The organism is Shewanella khirikhana, assembly GCF_003957745.1.
GTDB lineage: Bacteria > Pseudomonadota > Gammaproteobacteria > Enterobacterales > Shewanellaceae > Shewanella > Shewanella khirikhana.
On record NZ_CP020373.1, the window covers coordinates 681,491 to 700,982 of the forward strand.

The window sequence follows — 19,492 nt, forward strand, 5'->3', positions numbered from 1 at the left end:
CCAACTCAGGACGTTTTCATGTATCAAACCACAGCCGCGCTTCGCAGTGCTTTTCTCGAGTATTTCAGGCAGCAGGGTCACCAGGTAGTAGACAGCAGCTCTCTGGTTCCCGGTAATGATCCAACACTGCTGTTCACCAACGCCGGTATGAACCAGTTCAAAGACTGTTTCCTTGGCATGGAAAAGCGCAGCTACGTTCGCGCCGCGACCGCACAGCGCTGCGTTCGCGCCGGTGGTAAGCATAACGACCTGGACAACGTGGGTTACACCGCCCGTCACCACACCTTCTTCGAAATGCTGGGCAACTTCAGCTTTGGTGATTACTTCAAAGAAGACGCCATCCGCTTCGCCTGGGAATTCCTCACCGGTACCCTGAAACTGCCGAAAGAGAAGCTGTGCGTTACCGTGTACCACACCGATGACGAAGCATTCGATATTTGGAACAAGCAAATTGGTGTTCCTGCCGAAAACATCATCCGTATCGGTGATAACAAGGGCGCGCCATTCGCATCAGACAACTTCTGGCAGATGGGCGATACCGGTCCTTGTGGCCCCTGTACTGAAATCTTCTACGATCACGGCGCGCACATTTGGGGTGGCCGTCCTGGCAGCCCTGAAGAAGATGGCGACCGTTTTATCGAGATCTGGAACATCGTATTCATGCAGTACAACCGTCAGTCCGACGGTACCCTGGACCCGCTGCCAAAGCCTGCCGTGGATACAGGTATGGGTATCGAGCGTATCTCTGCCATCATGCAGGGCGTGCACTCAAACTACGAAATCGATATTTTCCAGAAGCTGATTGCCAAGACTGCCGAAATCATCGGTGTGACTGATTTGGAAAACAAATCCCTTCGCGTTATTGCCGACCACATTCGCTCCTGTGCCTTCCTGGTTGCCGATGGCGTGATGCCATCCAACGAAGGCCGTGGCTATGTGCTGCGCCGTATCATCCGTCGTGCTGTGCGCCACGGAAACAAGCTGGGCGCCACTGACACCTTCTTCTACAAGTTGGTACCAACCCTGATTGATGCCATGGGCGATGCCGCCAAAGATCTGGCTGCCACTCAGGCCATCGTGGAAAAGGCCCTCAAGGCTGAAGAAGAGCAGTTTGCCCGTACCCTCGAGCGTGGTCTGGGTATGCTCGATGCCGCATTGGCTGAGCTGAAAGGCGACACTCTGGATGGCGATACCGTATTTAAACTCTATGACACCTACGGCTTCCCGGTGGATTTGACTGCCGACGTTTGCCGTGAGCGTAACCTCAAGGTAGACGAAGAAGGCTTTAATGCCGCCATGGCCGAGCAGCGCAGCCGCGCTCAGGCCGCAGGTCAGTTCAGCGCCGACTATAACGCCGCACTGAAAATCGATACTGCCACCGATTTTTGTGGTTACACCGAGCTTGCCACTGAGAGCAAAGTCGTTGCCCTGTACCGTGATGGCGAATCTGTCGAAGCTGCCCAAGCCGGTGCCGATCTGGTTGTGGTGCTCGATAACACCCCATTCTACGCTGAGTCCGGTGGTCAGGTTGGTGACAAAGGTCAACTGCTGGCTGAGGGTGTTGAATTCACGGTTGTTGATACTCAGAAGTTTGGTCAGGGCATTGGTCATAAGGGCCAGCTGGCGCTTGGCAGTATCAAGGTTGGCGATAGCCTCAAAGCCATGGTGGATAAAAAGCTGCGTCACCGCACCGAACTTAACCACTCTGTGACTCACCTGCTGCACGCTGCGCTGCGTCAGGTGCTGGGTACCCACGTAACCCAGAAAGGCTCTTTGGTTGACCCAGAGCGTCTGCGTTTCGACTTCTCCCACTTCGAAGGCGTTAAGCGTGAAGAGCTCAAAGCGGTTGAAGATCTGGTGAATACCCAGATTCGTCGTAACCACGAGCTGAATTTCGCCGAGATGGATATCGAAGAAGCCAAGGCTAAAGGTGCCATGGCGCTCTTTGGTGAGAAGTACGACTCCAAGGTGCGCGTTGTGACCATGGGCGACTTTTCTATCGAGCTTTGTGGTGGTACCCACGTTGGCCGTACCGGTGATATTGGTCTGTTTAAGATCACCTCTGAAGGGGGGATCGCTGCAGGTATCCGCCGTATCGAAGCCGTGACCGGCGCCGCTGCCATGGCCTATGTTGCTGAGCAGCAGTCAGAACTCGAAGAAGCCGCCGCACTGCTTAAAGGCGATGTTGCTTCCGTCGTTGCCAAGCTCAAGGCCCAGCTCGACAAAGCCCGTCAGCTTGAGAAAGAAAACGCCCAGCTCAAAGACAAGCTGGCAGCTGCTGCCAGTGCCGACCTTGCCGGTGACGCCCAGGAAATCAATGGTGTTAAGGTACTGGTTAAGCGTCTCGAAGGCGTCGAAGCCGGCGCTCTGCGAGGTTTGCAGGACGAGCTTAAGCAGAAGCTTAAGTCCGGCGTTGTGGTGCTGGCCATTGGCGCTGGCGATAAGGTGAATCTGATTGCCGGTGTGACTCAGGATCTGACCGGTAAGGTCAAGGCTGGAGAGCTGGTCGCCATGGTGGCCGCTCAGGTGGGCGGTAAGGGCGGCGGACGTCCTGACATGGCCCAGGCCGGTGGCAGCGAGCCTGCCAAGCTCGATGGCGCGCTGGCATCTGTGTTGCCTTGGCTGACCGAACGCCTTTAATCCCATCGGGGGCTGAGCAGTAGCAGGCTTTTTGTGACAAACATTTATGTGAAAAAGTTCGGAGGAACCTCTGTGGGTTCCTTCGAGCGCATTGATGCAGTGGCCGATGCCATTGCCCGGGCCCATTTCAGTGGTGAGCGTCAGGTTCTGGTGCTCTCAGCCATGGCAGGGGAAACCAACCGCCTTTACGCCATGGCGGCCAACGTTGACACAGTAGCGCCCGCACGGGAGCTGGACATGCTGGTTACCGCCGGCGAGCAGGTAAGCATTGCCCTGATGGCGATGGCGCTGCATCGGCGTGGCGTTAACGCCCGCTCTTTGCTTGGCAGTCAGGTAAAGGTGCGTACCAACAGTCAATTCGGCCGTGCCAGTATTGAATCTGTTGATACTGAGCTGCTGACTCAGCTGCTGGATGACGGCGTTGTGCCCGTGATAGCCGGATTTCAGGGGGTGGACGCCGCAGGTGAGGTGACTACCCTTGGACGCGGCGGCTCAGATACCACTGCCGTTGCTGTTGCTGCTGCACTCAACGCGGCCGAGTGCCAAATCTTTACCGATGTGTGCGGCGTGTTTACCACAGACCCCAACATCGACCCCAATGCCCAGAAGCTCGACAGCATCAGCTTTGAAGCCATGTATGAAATGGCGCGTCAGGGCGCCAAGGTGCTGCACCCTGACAGCGTGGCCTGTGCCCGTCGTCATGGGGTGGTGCTGAGGGTATTGTCGAGTTTTGAGCCCGGCAGTGGTACTTTAATCCGGTTTGATGAGCCGGATCACACGGTATCCGGCATTGTAGGTATTGCAGTGTCGCGCGCTCAGGGGCTAGTCTCTGTAGCTGGGGTGCTGGAAAACCCTCAGGCGGAAGTCGCGCTGTTTCAGGCGCTTTGCGCCGCTGGCATAGATACCGATCTGGTGGTGCAGGCCCGCGCCGACAGGGCATTGGCCTTTACCTTAAGCCAGGGGGCTATCGAGTCAGTATTGGCCGAAGTTGATAAGTTGGCCGTGGTTCATGCGTTGGGCGAGGTGCATTTTGAGCCCAGTTTAGCCAAGGTGTCACTTATCAGTACCGGCAAGCCAGCCATGGCTGAAGTGGCGATGCGGGTTAACGAGCTTTTGGAAGCCGAGAACATCCGTGTTAAGTTGACATCCATGTCGGAAATCAAACTGTCGGTGATGATCGATGAGGCGCACCTTCAGCAAGCCGTAAGAAGTTTGCACAGGGCATTTGGCCTCAATAAAGTATGAATATCCAAGAGTTTTGGTATTCAATACTATAATTTGTACTAAGCTGACTTTATAATAGAGCAATGTCCAGGCGTCAGTCCTGGCGTATGGAATGGGACTAAAGGAGCAAGCGAATGCTGATTTTGACACGTCGTGTTGGCGAAACACTGATGATCGGTGACGAAGTCACGGTGACAGTGCTGGGTGTAAAGGGAAATCAGGTGCGCATTGGTGTGAATGCACCTAAAGAAGTGTCTGTTCACCGCGAAGAGATCTACCAGCGTATTCAATCTGAGAAAACGGGCTCACCTGAGGGTGGCAACTACTAAGCCGGTTTTCATGCTCCTTGAGGGGCGTCCGGGACGGACAATAGAAGAGTCAGCCAAGAGCTGGCTTTTTTATTGGCTGCGACTTAAGAATGGCAACTTGTGACGGCGCGCAAATGCTGATTGTGCTTGGCTTTCAGGCATGTGATTAAAAACAGGGCAATCAGATCTGCTTTGGGAAAAAGGGTTTGACTTATTTTCTTCAAACAGTAATATGTGCGCCAAGAAAAGACGGAGAGGTGGCCGAGTGGCCGAAGGCGCTCCCCTGCTAAGGGAGTATGGGCTTTATATCCCATCGAGGGTTCGAATCCCTCCTTCTCCGCCATTTTTCTAAGCGATTAAAGTGTGCGCATGTAGCTCAGCTGGATAGAGTACCTGGCTACGAACCAGGCGGTCGGAGGTTCGACTCCTTCCATGCGCGCCAACTTTCTTCGTTTTTAGCAGTAAAGAAAACAATTCGCGCATGTAGCTCAGCTGGATAGAGTACCTGGCTACGAACCAGGCGGTCGGAGGTTCGACTCCTTCCATGCGCGCCACTTCTTTCTTCTGTTTACCTGATTTTTCAACGCGCATGTAGCTCAGCTGGATAGAGTACCTGGCTACGAACCAGGCGGTCGGAGGTTCGACTCCTTCCATGCGCGCCATTTCAGGCAAACCGATTACTGCGACAGACTTTTTGAAACGCGCATGTAGCTCAGCTGGATAGAGTACCTGGCTACGAACCAGGCGGTCGGAGGTTCGACTCCTTCCATGCGCGCCAAAAGTCTTTAAAGATTGAACGAATTCAATGCGCATGTAGCTCAGCTGGATAGAGTACCTGGCTACGAACCAGGCGGTCGGAGGTTCGACTCCTTCCATGCGCGCCAAATTCGCGGAGAGGTGGCCGAGTGGCCGAAGGCGCTCCCCTGCTAAGGGAGTATGGGCTTTATATCCCATCGAGGGTTCGAATCCCTCCTTCTCCGCCATTCTTTACTATACTCTTTAAGCTAGCCCTTAAGAGTCACAAAATTTGCGCATGTAGCTCAGCTGGATAGAGTACCTGGCTACGAACCAGGCGGTCGGAGGTTCGACTCCTTCCATGCGCGCCATATTGAAAGCCCCTGATAATTCAGGGGCTTTTTCTTTTTCAGCAACTTGCTGCATCCCGTATTGCATAAATCCCCCGCACTTTGATTTAAGCAGGCCGATTGTCCCGGTCAATAAACGCTGTGTCTGCCTTAGCCGTTGCCAATATTGCTTTTGCGAATTCATCGCTATCAAATTCTCCTTTATGTGATTTCACGGCTATATTTTTGAGAATTGCTCAAAGTCATCCTGCTTAATCAATAAATATTGGTAAGACCAATTTACAAGGCGTTGCCTTCATCGTTAATAAAAGGTTATCTTTCGGGGTGCTATTTTTGCCGCCTGTTACATTTTGGCGTCGATAACGCTGAATGAAATATGTAAATGTGCGCATTTTTATGCGAGAAGAGCCAACAAACCTTTGAGGGGAAGTCATGACATCAGTTATGGATCAAATGGGCGAGGCCCTGTGGATCATGGTGCTGGGCATGGTGCTGGTGTACTTGTTTCTGGGGATTTTGATCCTTGGGCTTAAGTTGATTGCCAATCGTTATGCACCCAAAGCCACTGACACAGCCAACAGGCCAGAGGCGCCCAGTATTTCATCCAAGCCCCAAGGGCTGGATCCGCGTCTGGTGGCTGCCATCACCTCTGCCGTACAACAATATCGAGCCCAGGAGGGACGTTCATGACCAAAGCCTTGGCCCTTACCGATGTGGTGCTGCGCGATGCGCACCAATCCCTGCTAGCTACCCGTTTACGAATTGAAGACATGTTGCCCATCGCTGCCAAATTGGATCAGGTGGGCTATTGGTCACTGGAGACCTGGGGCGGCGCGACGTTCGATGCCTGTATCCGCTATTTGGGGGAGGACCCCTGGGAGCGGCTGCGACTGCTCAAGCAAGCCATGCCCAACACCCCGATGCAGATGTTGCTGCGCGGGCAGAATCTGCTGGGTTATCGCCACTATGCCGACGATCTGGTGCACAGATTCGTAGAGCGCGCCCACGACAACGGCATGGACGTGTTTCGGGTATTCGATGCCATGAACGATGTGCGTAACCTGCAAGAGGCGGTGCGCGCCGTGAAGCAGGTGGGTGCCCATGCCCAGGGCACCATCTCCTACACTACCAGCCCGGTACATAACCTGGACACCTGGGTGGATATGGCCAAGCGCCTCGAAGATCTGGGCTGCGATTCGCTCTGTATCAAAGACATGGCCGGTCTGCTGCGCCCCATGGAAGCCTTCGAGCTGGTGAGCAGGCTTAAGTCGCAAACCGGGCTGATGGTGGCCATGCACAGCCACGCCACCACCGGGCTTTCGACCGCCACCTATCAAAAGGCGATTGAGGCCGGTATTGATGTGCTGGATACCGCGATTTCTTCCATGAGCCAGACCTACGGCCACAGCGCCACCGAGACCCTGGTTGCCATGGTGGAAGACACTGAGCGCTCAACCGGATTGGATATGGCGCTGCTGGAAGAGATTGCCGCCTATTTCCGCGAGGTGCGTAAAAAGTACGCCAAATTCGAAGGTGCGCTGCAGGGCATTGATTCCCGTATTCTGCGCGCCCAGGTGCCTGGTGGCATGCTCACCAATATGGAGAGCCAGCTAAAAGAGCAGGGCGCCAGCGATAAACTCGATTTGGTGCTCGATGAAATCCCCAGAGTGCGAGAAGACCTGGGCTTCCTGCCGTTGGTGACACCGACCTCTCAGATTGTGGGTACCCAGGCGGTGATCAACGTGCTCACCGGCGAGCGCTACAAGTCGCTCACCAAGGAAACCGAGGGGGTGCTTAAGGGCGAGTACGGTGCCACCCCGGCGCCGGTGAACGCCGAGCTGCAGCAGCGGGTGCTTAAAGGTGCCGAGCCCGTTACCTGTCGTCCCGCCGATTTGCTGACCCCAGAGATGGAGCGGCTTCGCTCCGAACTGGCGCAAAAGGCTGCTGCCGACAGCATTAAGCTCAGTGAAGATCTCGACGATGACGTGCTCACCTATGCGCTGTTTCCGCAGATTGGGCTGCAGTTCCTGAAAAACCGTGGCAATGCCGATGCCTTTGAACCCGCTCCAGTGGCAGTGGCTCAGGCCGTCTCTGCCCCTGCCAGGGCAGCCTCTGGGCCGGAAACCTATACGGTGAAGGTGGATGGTCAAACCTATGTGGTTGAAGTTGCCGCTGGCGGTGAAATCAGTCAAATCCAGCCACAGGGAGCAAGTCAGTCCAGCGCAGCAGTTACCCCAGCCGTCGCAGCGGCTGCGCCTGTAAGCCACGAAATCAAACTGGAAATGAGCGCGCCCCTGTCTGGGAATATCTTCAAAATTCACGTGTCGCCTGGCGATACTGTGAAGGCTGGGGATGTGGTGATCATTCTCGAAGCCATGAAGATGGAAACCGAAATCCGCGCCCAGGCCGATGGGGTTATTGCCCGTCTGTGGGTGAAAGAAGGCGACTCGGTTGCCGTTGGCGCTCAGCTGTTGTCGTTGGCCTAAGGAGGCATCATGGAAGGATTGATGGCTTTTTGGGCCGAAACAGGTATTGCCCACTTTACACTGGGGCAACTGCTGATGATGGCGGTAGGGCTGGTGCTGCTGTATCTCGCCATTGGCAAGGGATTTGAGCCCTTACTGCTGCTGCCGATTGGTTTTGGCGCTGTGCTTGCCAATATCCCCAACGCCGGATTTACCGACGAAGGGGGCTTACTCTATTACCTCTACCACGTGGGGCTGGAAACCGGCATCTTCCCGCTGCTGATTTTCCTCGGCGTCGGGGCGCTGACTGACTTTGGCGCCCTTATTGCCAACCCCAAGACCCTGCTGCTGGGGGCGGCGGCTCAGTTCGGCATTTTTGCCACCCTGCTGGGGGCGATTGGGCTCAACCTGGTGCCCGGCTTTGAGTTTTCCATGAAGGATGCTGCGGCCATTGCCATTATTGGCGGCGCCGATGGACCAACGGCCATCTTCCTCTCTACCAAACTGGCCCCAGAGCTGTTGGGTGCCATTGCGGTGGCCGCTTACTCCTACATGGCGCTGGTGCCCATTATCCAGCCGCCCATCATGCGGGCGCTCACCACCAAGGAAGAGCGTGCCATCAAGATGGAGCAGCTGCGGGAAGTGAGCAAGATGGAAAAGGTGCTGTTTCCGCTGATGGTGCTGGGGCTGACAATCCTGTTTTTGCCTGCGGCAACGCCTTTGGTGGGCATGTTCTGCCTTGGCAACCTGATGCGTGAATCCGGCGTGGTTGACCGTCTGTCCAACACCGCTCAGAACGAGCTGATTAACATAGTCACCATCTTCCTCGGGCTGGCGGTGGGCTCCAAACTGTCGGCCGAGCAGTTCCTGCGGGTCGAGACTCTGGGCATTCTGGTGCTTGGCGCCGTGGCGTTTTCCATTGGCACTGCGGCTGGGGTGCTGATGGCCAAGCTTTTGTGCAAACTCAGTGGCGGCAAGGTGAATCCACTGATTGGCGCTGCCGGGGTGTCTGCCGTGCCAATGGCTGCGCGGGTGGCGAACAAGGTGGGGCTTGAAGCCAATCCGCATAATTACCTGCTGATGCATGCCATGGGGCCCAATGTGGCCGGGGTGCTTGGCAGCGCGGTGGCGGCCGGTATTCTGCTGGCTGTGCTGGGTTAGTCTGCTGATATCGAAAAAAGCGCCGTTGGGCGCTTTTTTTATTTTAGCTGTGGGCTGCTTTGTCGGGTCTCATTGAACCCGGGTCAGCCAAAGCAGCAATGCCATCAGAACGATTAAGGTGCTGCTGATGGCAATGATGTAGATATAACCCGTCTTGCCCTTGGTCAGTGGGATGCCATTAAAGCGCAAAAACGCCGTCCAAAGCAGGCACAGAATAATCGGAAACAGAAAAAGCTTGGTCATGGCAAGGGCTTGTTATTATTGATAACACTAGGGTCAGTGTAGGTGCTTTGCCAACCAAGGTAAACAAAAAGGCCATCCCGGAAGGAATGGCCTTTGATGTTAACAACCCCGTTTATTGCCGGGCGTGCACTCAGGCATAGCTGTGTGAATGGGCTCAGGCATTATCGGCGACGATTTTGTCTTCTTCTGCTTTATAAAAGCGCTCGCGGTCGAGTTCGCCTTCCGAGTTACCCACCACCACGGCGGTCATCATATCGCCGGTGACGTTGGTGCAGGTACGTATCATATCAATCACCCGGTCGATGGCGGCGATAAAGGCGATGCCTTCCAGGGGCAGACCAATCACCCCCAAAGTCACGGTCAGCATCACCATGGCGCTGCCGGGAACGCCAGCAGTCCCCACCGAGGCCACAGTCGCTGTCACGGCAATCAGCATGTAGTCGGTCATATCCAGCGGAATACCGTAAATCTGCGCAATGAAAATTGCCGCAATCGCCGGATAAATACCGCCGCAGCCGTCCATATTCATGGTGGCGCCCATCGGCAGCACAAAGGCGCTGTAGCGCTTGGATACGCCCATGGACTCGGCGCACTTGGTGGTGACCGGCAGGGTGCCGAAGCTTGACGCCGTGCTGAAGGCAACCAGCTGCGCTGGCATGGCCTTACGGAAAAACTGCAGCGGGCTTAAGCGGGCAGCAAACTTCACCAGGCCGCCGTACACAAACACTATGTGGATAAGCGCTGCCACGTAGATGGCGATAATGAATTTACCCAGCGGCAGCAGGGTTGAGAGGCCATATTCGCCCACGACCCAGGCCATCAGGCCAAATACACCGATTGGAGTGAGTTTCAGCACCATACGGGTCAGCTGGAACATCACCTCGGCACCGGCATCAAATACCTTTTTCAGTGGCTCGGCTTTCTCGCCCACTGCGTTGATGGCAATACCCACCAAGGCCGCAAATACAATGATTTGCAGTACTTTGCCGTTGGTCAGCGAGGCAAATGGGTTCACCGGGATCATATCCAGCAGCACTTGGGCAAAGCCGGGTACAACCCGCTCGCGCACTTCTGAACTGGCCAGCTGCATGCTGCCACCCATATCAAAGCTGCTGCCGACCGCCAGACCGATCAGCGAGGCGAGGGTGCCGGTCAGCATAAACAGCGCCAGGGTTTTGAAACTCAGGCGTTTAAGGTTGGATGAGCTGCCAAGGGAGGTGATGCTGACCACAATGGCGCACAGTACCAGCGGCGCAACCAGCATCTTAATGGCGGCAATAAAGAGATCGCCAAGGGGCTTGAACAGGGTGGCCGATTCACCCAGGGCTACGCCGGCCAGGATCCCCAGCGCAAAACCTGCCAGCACTTTCTGCCAGAAGGGAATTTTATTTAACGTTTGAATTATCATGGAAATTTCCAATGTTTCTTAACTAAAGGCCCGCAGTGAAACTGCACTTGCCCAAAAAAGACGACGGGGCAAAACCGCGGCAGCCAGGTCAGTCAGCTGCCACAGGCAGTTAACCGCCAGAGAGCGGGGAAAATTACAGTGCAACCGCATTGTATCGACACAAGGAGATCCAAAACAAACCGTTTTTAATATAACTTATTGTGATATCAGGATTTGTTTTTATAGCGTTAAAATGATCCGTTTTTTTAACGCGCCTGTCTGGAGTCTGAGTATGGAGCCGTTATGGCTGATGTTTTCCGGCGCTTTTCTGGCGGCCACCCTGTTGCCCGGGGGCTCAGAGGTATTGCTGCTGGCACTGGTGAAATCCAGCCCCGAGCTGTGGCTTGGGCTGTTTATGGCCGCCACCCTGGGTAATACCCTGGGGGCTCTCACCAGTCTGGGGCTCGGCCGCCTTGGCCGAATTGCCTGGGAGCCCGAGCAGTTGTCAGCATCCCAGCGCCACGCCATGGCGTTGGTGGAAAAATACGGTGTATGGAGTTTGCTGCTGTCCTGGGCGCCGGTGATTGGTGACATCCTGTGCGTGCTTGCCGGCTGGCTTAGGTTGCCGCTGCTGGCATCCACAGTGCTTATCCTTATCGGCAAAGCGCTGCGTTACGCCTTGTTATTGCTGCTGATGCAGGCGTTTTGACATCTTTTTTTACAACCCAGGCAGACAAAATCATAATGGCCCAGTGGGGGGCTCTGTTATAGTCGAGCAGATCTGTTGGTGACTAACTACAAGTAAAATAAGGGATAGCTAATGAAAAAATGGATACTCGCAGCCGCCGTTTCGGCCGCACTTGCGGGCTGTGCCCAGCATTCTTCCGACTCACTCGCCTTACCCGCCGGGGTGACGCTGCTGGAAACGGTCAGTGCCACTGAGGCTGGCGTAGGCATTCCCTACAAAAAATTCCAGCTGGCCAATGGTCTGACGGTCATTCTGCATCAGGACAGCTCAGATCCACTGGTGCACGTGGACGTGACTTACCACGTGGGTTCAGGCCGTGAGCTGCCTGGCCGCAGCGGCTTTGCTCACCTGTTTGAACACATGATGTTCCAGGGCTCAGAAAACGTCGCCGATGAGCAGCACTTCAAGGTGGTCACCGAGTCCGGCGGTACCCTCAACGGCACCACCAACACAGATCGCACCAATTATTTCGAGACAGTGCCCAGCAATCAGCTGGAAAAGATGCTGTGGCTCGAATCGGACCGCATGGGCTTCTTCCTGCCGGCGCTGACCGAAGAGAAATTCGAAGTGCAGCGCGAAACCGTGAAAAACGAGCGTGCCCAACGTATCGACAACCAGCCCTATGGCCGCATGTACGAGCGTTTCAGCCAGGCCATGTATCCGGCGGGTCATCCTTACTCCTGGCCCGTGATTGGTTGGCCGGATGATTTGAACCGCGCCGAGCTTAGCGACGTGAAGCAATTCTTCCAGCGCTGGTACGGCCCCAATAACGCCACCCTGACCATCGGCGGTGACTTCGATGAGCTGCAAACCCTGGCCTGGGTAAACAAATACTTCGGCGATATCCCCCGTGGCCCAGAGGTTGAACCACTGCCAAAGACCAAGGTAACACTGGATAAAGACAGATATCTGTCGATGGAAGACAAGGTACACCTGCCACTGATCCGCATGGCGTTGCCAACCGTTTATGGCAGTCATCAGGATGAAGCCGCGCTGGATTTGCTGGCCAATATTCTTGGCGGCGGCAAAACCTCGCTGGTGTACAAGAACTTGGTGAAAGAAGGTTATGCGGTGCAGGCGGGCGTGAGCCATCCTTGCCGTGAACTCTCCTGTGAGCTGTCATTCTTTGCCCTCGCCAACCCAGCCAAAGGTGGCAGCCTTAAAGAAACCGAAGCTAAGCTGCGTGCCTCCATCGCCGAGTTTGAAAGCCGCGGTGTGACCGATGAAGACCTGGAAAAGGTGAAGGTGCAGTTTGAAGCCGACACCATTTTTGGCCTGCAGAGTGTGCGTGGCAAAGTCTCGACTCTGGCTGCCAACCAGACCTTCTACGGCAACCCCAACATGATTGCCAAGGATCTGAAACGCTACGCCAGCGTTACCAAAGAAGATGTTATTCGCGTATTCAATCAATACGTTAAGGGCAAGCCCATGGTGGTGATGAGCGTGGTGCCGGAAGGCGCTGGAGCCCTGATTGCCGCCGAAGACAACTTTGTCGCCCCCGCGCCTCAGGTGGCAGCCCATGCCATCGACGGCGAGCTGAAGGTGGCCGAGGCCAAGTCATCCTTCGATAGAAGTGTGATGCCCAAAAGCGGCGAGGCGCCCAAGCTGAAAGTGCCCACCCTGTGGCGCGACAATCTGGGTAATGGCATTGCCGTGCTTGGCACCGAGAGCCGTGAAACGCCCACCACCGAAATCGTGGTGTACCTGGCCGGTGGTCACCGTCTGGCCGATGTCAGCAAGGCGGGTATCGCCAATCTGACCGCGGCGGTGCTGAACGAGTCCAGCGCCTCACGCTCCAGTGAAGAGCTGACCCAGGCGCTTGAACTGCTGGGCGCTTCGGTGCAGTTTTCTGCCAGCGATTATCAGAGTGAAATTAAGGTTTCGGCGCTGACCGACAAGCTGGATGCCACCCTGGCGGTACTGAAAGAAAAGCTGCTGACTCCAGGTTTTAAAGCTGCCGATTTTGAGCGGGTCAAACAGCAAACCCTGCAGGGGCTTAAGCATTCTCAGTCAAACCCCAACTATCTTGCCAGCACAGGTTTTGCCCGGTTGCTGTTTGGCAATGACAATGCTCTGGGTGTGGATGCCGGTGGCACCATAGCGTCGGTGCAGGCATTGACCCTGGATGATGTGAAAGCCTTCTATGATGCCCAGTACCGTGCCGGTAACGCCCAGATAGTGGCGGTATCCAGTGCGCCCAAGGCATCTTTGATGCGCTCCCTCAACGCCCTTGGTGAGTGGCAGGGCACAGCCATGTCGCTGCCGGCTCTTGGCGCACTGCCACAGCTTGACGGTGGCACCATCTATGTGCAGGACAAGCCGGGTGCGGCTCAGTCGGTGATTTCCATCGGTAAGGTATCGCTGCCGTTTGATGCCACCGGTGAGTACTTCAAGGCCGGTTTGATGAACTATCCGCTGGGCGGCGCCTTTAACAGCCGCATCAACCTTAATCTGCGTGAAGACAAGGGCTACACCTATGGTGCCCGCAGCCGCTTCCGTGGTGGGCTTGAAACCGGCCAGTTCCTCGCCACTGCCAGTGTGCGTAGTGATGTGACTGCGCCGGCGGTTTCCGAGTTCATTAAGGAGATTTCCGGTTATCGCGATGGCGGGATCCGAGCCGATGAGCTTGAGTTTATGCGCAGTTCCATCTCTCAGGGGCAGGCGCTGGATTATGAAACGCCTTACCAGAAAGCCGGTTTTATGCGGATGATCCAGCGTTATCAGCTGGCCGACAATTTCACCTCTGAGCAGGACAAAATTGTTGCCGGTATTGGCAAGGGCGAAATCGATGCTCTGGCTAAAAAGCACCTTAACATCAATGAGATGGTAATCTTTGTGGTGGGCGATAAGGCCAGCATAGAGAAAGATCTCAAGGCGTTGGGGTATCCAGTTAAGGATTTGGCGTTGTAATTCAGTCGCCAAGACCCCATATGGCAGTTAGCAAGGGTGGCGTTTTCGCCACCCTTGCTTGTGTTTCTTGCCGCCACTGGCAAATAGCATTATTTTGGACGAAAGCCGAAAGACCGGATGCGCCATTCGGGTCTGCTGTGTACGGCGGCGCCGCGCGCCATTGCAACCAGGAAGAATCAATTGACAGTATTCAATGAGACGCTCGGGGCCCTCTCCGATGCACAAGGACGTCAGGCTCTGGCGGGCCTGAGACGGGGATTGGAGCGAGAGGCACTGCGCATCACCAGTTGTTGTAATCTGGCGATGGATACTCACCCCGAAGCCTTGGGCTCAGCGTTGACCCACTCCCGGATCACCACCGATTACAGTGAGGCCCTGCTCGAGTTCATTACCCCGGTCAATGGCGATATCGACGCCTTGCTCACCGGGCTCACCGAAACCCATGCCTATACCTTGCGTCACCTCGACGGGCAGAAACTCTGGCCGGTAAGCATGCCTTGCTTTGTCGGTGATGAAAAAGACATCCCCATCGCCCGTTACGGAAGCTCCAACACCGGCAAGATGAAGACCCTGTATCGTAAGGGCCTGACTTACCGCTATGGTCCGTTGATGCAGATTATTTCCGGCGTGCACTTTAACTTTTCAGTATCCGATGAACTCTGGCCGCGCTTGCATGCCATCAAGGGCTGCGAGCTTAGCCTGAGCGACTTTATTTCCGAGTCTTATTTCGGCCTTATCCGCAACTATCGCCGTTTGGTGTGGGTGTTGCCGTATTTATTTGGCGCATCGCCAGCGCTGTGCTCGTCTTTCCTCAAGGGCCAGAAAACCAGCGTGCAGTTTGAAAAGACCGAACGCGGCACCCTGTATTTGCCCTATGCCACTTCGTTGCGGATGAGCGACCTTGGCTATACCAACAAAGAACAGGCCAGCCTGAATATCAGCTATAACTCGCTTGCGGAATACCTCGATGGCATCCGCGCCGCCATCTGTTTGCCATCGGCCCATTTTGCCGAAATCGGCGTTAAAGTGGATGGCGAATACCGTCAGCTCAATGCCAATGTGCTGCAGATTGAAAACGAATTTTACGCGCCCATCCGTGCCAAGCGGGTAACCCGCAAGGGTGAGAAACCCTCGGAAGCGCTGGCGCGGGCAGGGGTTGAGTACATCGAAGTGCGGGCACTGGATGTCAATCCTTTCAGCCCTGTGGGCGTTGAAGCATCACAGCTGCGGTTCCTCGACTTGTTCCTGCTCTACTGCCTGCTGGCCGACTCTCCCAAGGAAGATGCCTGCGGCGAGGCCGAGATTGCCGCCAACCTCAAGGCGGTTATCCACGAGGGCAGAAAGCCCGGACTGATGCTGCGTCGCCATGGCGAAGCGGTTGATATCAAAGACTGGCTCGAACAGCTCTTTGGCGAGCTTGGCAAGATTGCCAGCCTGCTCGATGGTGATAGCAGCGTGTACGCCGAGGCCCTTGGCCACTGGCATAAAGCGGTGCTGGATCCGTCGTTTACCCTGTCGGGCCGGGTGCACAAGGCGGTGATTGAAGCAGGGCACGACCATGGCGAGTTTGTGATGGGCCTTGCCGCCAAGTATCAGGATTATTTCCTCACCTATCCGCTGAGCGACGAAACCGAAGCGGATTATCTGGCCGAGGCAGCGTCGTCGCTGACAGCCCAGCGTGAGATTGAAGCTGCCGATACCCAGAATTTTGATGACTTTTTGCGTGACTATTTCAAGGACGTACCATGCGCGCTCTAGTGCTTGGACTGGCTGCTGTCGCCGTGCTTGGCGGCTGTGCCAGTCAGGTGGATACCAGTCGTCAGTGCGGCTGGGTATCCGGTTATCAGGACCCTCCGGAAAATGAGCGCCTCTACCGCGCTATCGTCACTCACCTCAATGGTACGCCGGTGATCTCCCGGCCCAATTATCAATTGGCACCGGGCAATTACGAGTTGACCCTGGTGGAGCTGATTGATGCGGTCGATTTGCGGGTGGCGCCCGAGGCCCATCAGAAAAAGACCCTTAAAGTCGATGTGGCGGCCAATACCCGCTATCACTTTGCCGCCCGCTTTAAGGACGATAAGCGTTACTTTGGCAAAGATGCTGACTTTTGGGAGCCGGTCATTTGGCAAACCGAAGCCGCAGAATGTGAGATAGAGACGCCTTAAGCGTCTCCTTCGCGATCGACCCCTCAGTTAGCTTTATCTGAATTGCATCTTAATCAATGACATGGGACACTCAAGCTCCCTGTGAACGCTATCCCTGATATAAAGAGAAGCGCTATGTCAAAGGCCGTTATTCTGCTGTTTCCACTGGCACTGCTGCTTGGCGGCTGTGCCACTTCGCCTCCCAAAGACCCAGACAATATTTGCGCCATTTTTAAAGAGCACCGTGGTTGGTACGACGCGGCGCTGGATACCCAGGAAAAGTGGGGCGTGCCTGTGCATGTGCCGCTGGCGATGATGTATCAGGAAAGCTCGTTCAAACACAACGCCGCGCCGCCGATGGAGTATTTTCTGGGCTTTATCCCCATTGGCCGTGCCAGTGATGCCTATGGTTACGCCCAGGCCAAAACCATGACCTGGGACGATTATGTGCGTGAGACGGGCAACAGCTGGTCGAGTCGCAGCGACTTTGACGATGCCATGGATTTTATGGGCTGGTTCATCACCAAAACGCATAAAATCAACGGTGTATCCAAGTGGGATGCCCGCGCGCAATATTTGAATTATCACGAAGGCTGGGGTGGTTATCGCCGCGGCACTCACAAATCCAAGAAATGGCTTATTAAGGTGGCCGCCAAGGTGGACGAGCGTTCCCGCCGTTATGCCGCCCAGTACAAGGGCTGTAAAGAAGAGCTGGATTCATCCTGGCTGTACCGGCTGTTCTTTGGCTGAACCTGCCATTGGATGAGGGTTTGACCGCTTTAATCCTTCAATAACTCACTGAAACAAAAAGGCATTCATCTGGAATGCCCTTTTTTGCGCCAGCAGGCGTTATTGTCAGTTATGGTGCTCGGTTTTAATCAGCTTGCCGAACTGGTCGAAGAACTGCCAGTCGCCGGATTGGCGGTCGGCAATATAACTGCCCTGAATGCGTTTCTCGCCTCCGGGCCAGAAACTCAGCCACTGACCTTCCTTTCTATCCCTGATGTAGCTGCCCTGCTCTGAAGGTTTGCCGTTGGGGTGGAAGTAGCGGGCTTCGCCTTCGCGGTAGCCAGCAATCCAGAACTCTTCTGCTTTCAGGGTGCCGGTGGGGTAATACTGCTTGTGGCTGCCGTTTGGCTTGTCATCCTGGTAGTCACCCTCGGCCATGAGCTGCCCATCGGGGAAGAACTCTTTGCGCGGGCCTTGGAGCTTGTCATTGTCGTAGCTCACGAGCAGCTTTTGCAGGCCGTTTTCGTACCAGTATTGCCACTGGCCGGTCTTTTTACCTTTGATAAGCTTGCCGCTGGCTTCTTGCTGGCCGTTGCTGACATAAAACTCCTGATAATCACCGTTTTGCACGCCCATCTCCCAGGTGGTCAGGCGATAACGCACACCACTGAAGGCGAACAGCTCTTCGGTGCCATGGGGTTTACCGGCGCGAAACTGGGTCTTGCTGTAGACGTTGCCTTCGGGAATAGGGCCGAAGGTCGGGTCTTTCTCTTCGTAGCGATACTGAGTCCATTCACCTTCCTTTTGGTTGTCCCGGTACTCACCGCTGCTGCGGCGCCGACCCTGATAGTATTCGGTGAATTTGCCGTGGCGTTTGCCGTTCAGATACTCCTGCTCACGGCTGACTTTGCCGTCAGCGTACTGGCGCCACAGCCCGGTTTTTTGGCCGTTGCTGTACTGGCCTGTTTCGGTTAAATCGCCGTTGGCGTACCAGCGGGAGTATTCCCCATCCAGTGGATACTGGGAGGCGTTTTCAGGCTTGGTTTGGGCGTAATGCTTGAGTTCCTGCACTGTTCCTTCGCGGTAGAAGCTTTGGTACTTACCCACCCATTGGCCATCGCGCTGCTGCCCCTGATACTGGGGTTTGCCGTCTTCAAAGTAACGCTCGGACTTACCGTTAACTTTCCCGTCCTGATATTCATCCAGCGACGCCAGGTTGCCATTTTTATGGAAGCGGCGGCTTTCGCCGTGGCGAATATCGGCTTTCCAGTGGCTGGACTCCGCGAGGGTGTCGCCCTGATAGCGTTGATACTCGCCTTCGCGCAGGCCTCGGGCCAGAGTGACTGACTCCTGCAGCTGTCCATATTGGTCGTAGCGCTCCTGCTTGCCATGCCGCGGGTACTGGCCATTGTCGGCCGGTTTGTCATCGGCCAGGGTTTCGAGACTGGCGAGCTTACCATTGGGGTGGAAGCGTTTTTGCACCCCGGCGCTCAGGCCTTCTTTGTAGTTGAGGCTCGCGGTCAGGGTGCCTTCATCGTTGTAATACAGCTGCTCGCCATCGAGCTTGCCGCGATAGAAATGTTCTTTGGACAGCTGCAAGCCTTCACTGCTGAAGCTTTGGCATTCACCGTGGGGCAGGTTGTCCAGAAACTCACACTGGCTTTGGGGCTGGCCGTCGGGGTAAAAGTGCTGCTCCTGGCCGTTTTTCTGGTTGTTGCTGTATTGGGTTTGGCTGGCCAGTCTGCCGGCCTCGTCCCAGGTTTGCCAGCTGCCGGTGCGCTGGCCCTTGTTATCGTATTGGCCCTGCAGTCGTTTACTGCCGGAAGGATACTGCTCGGTCAGCTCGCCGCTTGCCAAATCGTCCACAAAGGTGGCGCTGCGCTGTGGGTTGCCGTTTTCATAAAAGCTCAGCCACTTCCCGTGGCGTAAGTTCTGGCGATAGCTCTCCTGCGACTCGAGCTGGCCATTGGGGTAAAAACGCTTGATTTCGGTGTTGTCACCAAGCTCGAACTGGCGCTCTTCAATTACATCGCCTTCGGGGCTGTAGCGCAGCCATTTGCCGTGGGCCAGACCTTGTTGGAACCGTTGCAGCTCAACCATGCCCCCTTGCAGGGCAAACAGCTGCCATTCGCCTTCCTGTTTGCCTTGAGCAAACTGGCCACGGATCATCGGGGTGTCTTTTTTGTAGAAGGCGTGCCAGTTGCCATTTGGCAAACCGTCGCTGAACTGGGCTTGGGTAAAGCTGCCGTCTTCATGGTTAAGGGTTACTTCACCCTGCAATGGCTGGCCGGTGGTGCGTTTGAAATAACGGCTCAGGCCATCCTGGGTGCGGACATCAACCAGCTGCAGCGCAATAGACTCGGCGGCCATTATCGGCGCCGGGTGCAACAGCAGTGTGGTGGCGAGCATGGCTGCCGTTAACTTTGGATACATCTTATCTTCCTT

14 protein-coding genes and 8 tRNA genes are annotated in these 19,492 nt (G+C 55.5%); 19 read left to right on the top strand and 3 right to left on the bottom strand.

Features of this window, described 5'->3' with window-relative positions:
- Positions 1-18 precede the first annotated feature (18 nt).
- The 14 genes from alaS (at position 19) to STH12_RS02975 (ending at position 8,883) form a co-directional block, all read left to right on the top strand.
- Complete coding sequence (alaS, locus tag STH12_RS02910) at positions 19-2,640, top strand: alanine--tRNA ligase (protein ID WP_126169394.1); 2,622 nt, start codon at positions 19-21, stop codon at positions 2,638-2,640.
- Between the two features lie 33 nt (positions 2,641-2,673).
- A complete protein-coding gene (locus tag STH12_RS02915; protein ID WP_126166177.1) occupies positions 2,674-3,885 on the top strand; it encodes an aspartate kinase in 1,212 nt (403 codons plus the stop codon).
- 113 nt (positions 3,886-3,998) lie between these two features.
- The gene (gene csrA, locus STH12_RS02920; RefSeq protein ID WP_011759166.1) at positions 3,999-4,193 is read left to right on the top strand and encodes a carbon storage regulator CsrA; all 195 of its coding nucleotides are present in this window, start codon (positions 3,999-4,001) and stop codon (positions 4,191-4,193) included.
- Between the two features lie 230 nt (positions 4,194-4,423).
- Positions 4,424-4,515 (top strand) — tRNA-Ser (locus tag STH12_RS02925).
- 22 nt (positions 4,516-4,537) lie between these two features.
- A tRNA-Arg gene (locus STH12_RS02930) sits at positions 4,538-4,614 on the top strand.
- A 35-nt stretch (positions 4,615-4,649) separates the two neighbouring features.
- A tRNA-Arg gene (locus STH12_RS02935) sits at positions 4,650-4,726 on the top strand.
- A 31-nt stretch (positions 4,727-4,757) separates the two neighbouring features.
- Positions 4,758-4,834: transfer RNA gene (locus tag STH12_RS02940), tRNA-Arg, on the top strand.
- Positions 4,835-4,873: 39 nt separating this feature from the next.
- Positions 4,874-4,950 (top strand) — tRNA-Arg (locus STH12_RS02945).
- A 29-nt stretch (positions 4,951-4,979) separates the two neighbouring features.
- Positions 4,980-5,056: transfer RNA gene (locus STH12_RS02950), tRNA-Arg, on the top strand.
- A 7-nt stretch (positions 5,057-5,063) separates the two neighbouring features.
- Positions 5,064-5,155, top strand: a tRNA-Ser gene (locus STH12_RS02955).
- A 46-nt stretch (positions 5,156-5,201) separates the two neighbouring features.
- Positions 5,202-5,278: transfer RNA gene (locus tag STH12_RS02960), tRNA-Arg, on the top strand.
- 411 nt (positions 5,279-5,689) lie between these two features.
- Positions 5,690-5,947 (top strand): OadG family protein, encoded by a 258-nt coding sequence (locus tag STH12_RS02965; RefSeq protein ID WP_237158723.1) that lies wholly within the window; start codon positions 5,690-5,692, stop codon positions 5,945-5,947.
- The gene (gene oadA / locus STH12_RS02970; RefSeq protein WP_126166178.1) at positions 5,944-7,743 is read left to right on the top strand and encodes a sodium-extruding oxaloacetate decarboxylase subunit alpha; all 1,800 of its coding nucleotides are present in this window, start codon (positions 5,944-5,946) and stop codon (positions 7,741-7,743) included. Before STH12_RS02965 ends, oadA begins: the two co-directional genes overlap by 4 nt.
- Before the next feature lie 9 nt (positions 7,744-7,752).
- Positions 7,753-8,883: a sodium ion-translocating decarboxylase subunit beta gene (locus STH12_RS02975; protein WP_126166179.1), complete on the top strand. Its 1,131-nt coding sequence runs from the start codon at positions 7,753-7,755 to the stop codon at positions 8,881-8,883.
- A 69-nt stretch (positions 8,884-8,952) separates the two neighbouring features.
- On the opposite strand, the gene STH12_RS21390 is transcribed toward STH12_RS02975, so the two are convergent.
- Both STH12_RS21390 and STH12_RS02980 read right to left on the bottom strand, forming a co-directional pair.
- Positions 8,953-9,126, bottom strand: a complete 174-nt coding sequence (locus STH12_RS21390) for a hypothetical protein (RefSeq protein ID WP_164551129.1) — start codon at positions 9,124-9,126, stop codon at positions 8,953-8,955.
- Between the two features lie 154 nt (positions 9,127-9,280).
- Positions 9,281-10,534, bottom strand: a complete 1,254-nt coding sequence (locus STH12_RS02980; protein WP_126166180.1) for a dicarboxylate/amino acid:cation symporter — start codon at positions 10,532-10,534, stop codon at positions 9,281-9,283.
- Positions 10,535-10,805: 271 nt separating this feature from the next.
- Between STH12_RS02980 and STH12_RS02985 the strand changes: the two genes are divergently transcribed.
- The 5 genes from STH12_RS02985 to STH12_RS03005 all read left to right on the top strand — a co-directional run bounded on the left by STH12_RS02985 (position 10,806) and on the right by STH12_RS03005 (position 17,068).
- Positions 10,806-11,222: a YqaA family protein gene (locus STH12_RS02985; RefSeq protein WP_126166181.1), complete on the top strand. Its 417-nt coding sequence runs from the start codon at positions 10,806-10,808 to the stop codon at positions 11,220-11,222.
- A 111-nt stretch (positions 11,223-11,333) separates the two neighbouring features.
- Entirely contained in the window at positions 11,334-14,171 is a 2,838-nt protein-coding gene (locus STH12_RS02990) for a M16 family metallopeptidase (RefSeq protein ID WP_126166182.1), read from the top strand.
- Between the two features lie 117 nt (positions 14,172-14,288).
- Positions 14,289-15,929, top strand: a complete 1,641-nt coding sequence (gene gshA / locus STH12_RS02995) for a glutamate--cysteine ligase (protein WP_126166183.1) — start codon at positions 14,289-14,291, stop codon at positions 15,927-15,929.
- Complete coding sequence (locus STH12_RS03000) at positions 15,917-16,339, top strand: hypothetical protein (RefSeq protein WP_126166184.1); 423 nt, start codon at positions 15,917-15,919, stop codon at positions 16,337-16,339. Before gshA ends, STH12_RS03000 begins: the two co-directional genes overlap by 13 nt.
- 114 nt (positions 16,340-16,453) lie before the next feature.
- Complete coding sequence (locus STH12_RS03005) at positions 16,454-17,068, top strand: transglycosylase SLT domain-containing protein (protein ID WP_126166185.1); 615 nt, start codon at positions 16,454-16,456, stop codon at positions 17,066-17,068.
- Positions 17,069-17,173: 105 nt separating this feature from the next.
- Here the strand turns inward: STH12_RS03005 and STH12_RS03010 are convergent, their stop codons facing one another.
- Complete coding sequence (locus STH12_RS03010) at positions 17,174-19,480, bottom strand: toxin-antitoxin system YwqK family antitoxin (protein WP_126166186.1); 2,307 nt, start codon at positions 19,478-19,480, stop codon at positions 17,174-17,176.
- Positions 19,481-19,492: the final 12 nt, after the last annotated feature.